This is a genomic window from Candidatus Methylacidithermus pantelleriae (genome assembly GCF_905250085.1).
GTDB classification, from domain to species: Bacteria; Verrucomicrobiota; Verrucomicrobiia; order Methylacidiphilales; family Methylacidiphilaceae; genus Methylacidithermus; species Methylacidithermus pantelleriae.
Map to the genome: position 1 here is coordinate 1 of NZ_CAJNOB010000058.1, position 3,290 is coordinate 3,290.

2 rRNA genes are annotated in these 3,290 nt (G+C 59.5%); both read right to left on the reverse strand.

The annotated features are described in order from the left end of the window. Positions 1-11: 11 nt before the first annotated feature. Positions 12-128: ribosomal RNA gene (gene rrf, locus KK925_RS09850) — 5S ribosomal RNA — on the reverse strand. A gap of 107 nt (positions 129-235) precedes the next feature. Further along, positions 236-3,218: ribosomal RNA gene (locus KK925_RS09855) — 23S ribosomal RNA — on the reverse strand. Positions 3,219-3,290 lie beyond the last annotated feature (72 nt).

A 3,290-nucleotide genomic window follows, 5' to 3' on the forward strand; every position in this document is an offset into this window, starting at 1 on the left:
CATAAAAAAGCTCCTGGCAACGACCTACTCTCCCAGGCGGTTTCCCGCCAAGTACCATCGGCGCTGGAGGGCTTAACTGCCGTGTTCGGAATGGGAACGGGTGTGGCCCCTCCGCCATCGTCACCAGGAAGCGGTATCAACGTGTAGGTGATGCGCCGCCGACGGCGGCGGCCTGCACCCTGAAAACTGCATGGAGGAGAATCTGTGGAGGGAACCTGCATCGGATTACAGGCCACAGGTCAAGCCCTCGACCGATTAGTACCGGTTAGCTCCAGGCCTCGCAGCCCTTCCACCTCCGGCCTATCGACCTCGTCATCTACAAGGGGTCTTACCAGGTTGACCCTGTGGGAGATCCCGTCTTGGGGTGGGTTTCGCGCTTAGATGCCTTCAGCGCTTATCCCGTCCGCACTTGGCTATCCAGCCGTGCCCCTGGCGAGACAACTGGTACACCAGCGGTGCGTCCATCCCGGTCCTCTCGTACTAGGGACAGCTCCCCGCAAATCTCCTGCGCCCGCGACAGATAGGGACCGAACTGTCTCACGACGTTCTGAACCCAGCTCACGTACCGCTTTAATGGGCGAACAGCCCAACCCTTGGGACCTACTACAGCCCCAGGATGCGATGAGCCGACATCGAGGTGCCAAACCTCCCCGTCGATGTGGACTCTTGGGGGAGATCAGCCTGTTATCCCCAGGGTAGCTTTTATCCGTTGAGCGATGGCCCTTCCACCCAGAACCACCTGATCACTAAGCCCGACTTTCGTCCCTGCTCGACCTGTCTGTCTCGCAGTCAAGCTCCCTTGTGCCTTTGCACTCGCCGCGCGATTTCCGACCGCGCTGAGGGAACCTTTGGGCGCCTCCGTTACGCTTTAGGAGGCGACCGCCCCAGTCAAACTCCCCACCTGGTACGGTCCCCTGACCGGATCACGGTCAAAGGTTAGAACTTCAGTACAGAAAGAGTGGTATCCCACCGTCGGCTCCACCGAAGCTGACGCCCCGGTTTCCCAGCCTCCCACCTATCCTGTACATCCTGCACCAAAATTCAATACCAGGCTAGAGTAAAGCTCCATGGGGTCTTTCCGTCTAGTCGCGGGTAACCTGCATCTTCACAGGTACTGCAATTTCGCCGAGTCCCTCGTTGAGACAGCGCCCAGATCGTTACGCCATTCGTGCAGGTCGGAACTTGCCCGACAAGGAATTTCGCTACCTTAGGACCGTTATAGTTACGGCCGCCGTTCACTGGGGCTTCGGTTCAGAGCTTCGCTTGCGCTGACCCTTCCCCTTAACCTTCCAGCACCGGGCAGGCGTCAGCCCCTATACTTCGTCTTCCGACTTAGCAGAGACCTGTGTTTTTGCTAAACAGTCGCCTGGGCCTGTTTTCTGCGACTCTTTCGGCCTCGGCCCGTTGCAAGGCCTCAACCTACTCGAGCACCCCTTCTCCCGAAGTTACGGGGTCAGATTGCCGAGTTCCTTAACGAGGGTGATCTCGCGCGCCTTAGGATTCTCTCCCCGCCCACCTGTGTCGGTTTACGGTACGGGCACCCTGGGCCTCGCTAGCGGCTTTTCTTGGCAGCCTGGGATTCGCCAGTTCCGCTACTAAACTTCGCTCCCCATCACGTCTCGGGTTTTTGTGCGGCGGATTTGCCTACCGCACACCCTACCCGCTTGGACCGGCATCCATCCGCCGGCTGGCTAGCCCTTCTGCGTCCCCGCTTCGCTCAAGCGGCCCATAGGTGGTACCGGAATATCCACCGGTTGTCCATCGCCTACGCCTTTTCGCCTCGGCTTAGGTCCCGACTAACCCTGAGAGGACGAACCTTCCTCAGGAACCCTTGGGCTTTCGGCGGAGGGGATTCTCACCCCTCTTTTCGCTACTTATACCGGCATTCTCACTTCCCTGCGCTCCACCGCTCCTTTCGGTACGGCTTCTCCGCCCAGGGAACGCTCCCCTACCATCTGGCGAACCAGATCCGCAGCTTCGGTGACGGGCTTGAGCCCCGTTACATTTTCGGCGCAGAACCACTCGACCAGTGAGCTATTACGCACTCTTTAAATGAATGGCTGCTTCTAAGCCAACATCCTGGTTGTCTGAGCGGTTCTACATCCTTTCCCACTTAGCCCGCGCTTGGGGACCTTAGCTGGCGGTCTGGGCTGTTTCCCTTTTGACCACGGAGCTTATCCCCCGTAGTCTGACTCCCGGGGTCCAGCTGGCAGCATTCTGAGTTTGAATGGGTTCGGTAACCGGGTAGGGCCCCTAGCCCAATCAGTGCTTTACCGCCACCAGCCAACCCCCGAGGCTAGCCCTAAAGCTATTTCGGGGAGAACCAGCTATCTCCGGGTTCGATTGGCATTTCACCCCTATCCACAGCTCATCCAAGGTTTTTTCAACAACCACTGGTTCGGGCCTCCGCGGAGTGTTACCTCCGTTTCACCCTGGCCATGGATAGATCACCCGGTTTCGGGCCTGCTCCGGCAAACTCTCGCCCTCTTCAGACTCGCTTTCGCTACGGCTCCGCGCCTGCGGCGCTTAACCTCGCTTGCCAGAGCAACTCGCCGGTTCGTTCTACAAAAAGTACGCAGCCAGACGGGCCTTGCGGCCATCGTCCTCCTGCCGTTTGTAGGCACACGGTTTCAGGTGCTGTTTCACTCCCCTCCCGGGGTGCTTTTCACCTTTCCCTCACGGTACTGGTTCACTATCGGTCGCCAGGAAGTATTTAGCCTTGGAGGGTGGTCCCCCCGGCTTCCCACGGGATTCCCCGTGTCCCGTGGTACTTAGGATCCCACCCGGCCCGCTGGCACATTTCGGCTACCGGACTGTCACCGTCTCTGGTGCGCCGTTCCAGGCGTCTTCGCCTATGCGCTGCGCTGCCGTGGAGGCTCTGCCGCACCTCCCGGTGGTCCTGCAACCCCGCAGATGCAACGCCGGCAGGCTTACACATCTGCGGTTTGGGCTCCTCCCCGTTCGCTCGCCGCTACTGAGGGAATCTCCGTTGATTTCTCTTCCTCGCGGTACTGAGATGTTTCAGTTCCCACGGTGCCCTTCTCGCCGCCTATGAATTCAGCGGCGGATGGCCGGACATTACCCCGGCCGGGTTTCCCCATTCGGACATCCCCGGATCGACGCCTGCTTGCGGCTCCCCGAGGCATATCGGTGCTGGCCCCGTCCTTCATCGGCTCCTGGCGCCAAGGCATCCACCGTGCGCCCTTTCTAGCTTGACCTTTGCCCTGTACTCCTGTGTTTGGGTTACCCTTGCACAGAAAAACTCCTCTATGCAGTTTTCAAGGTGCAGA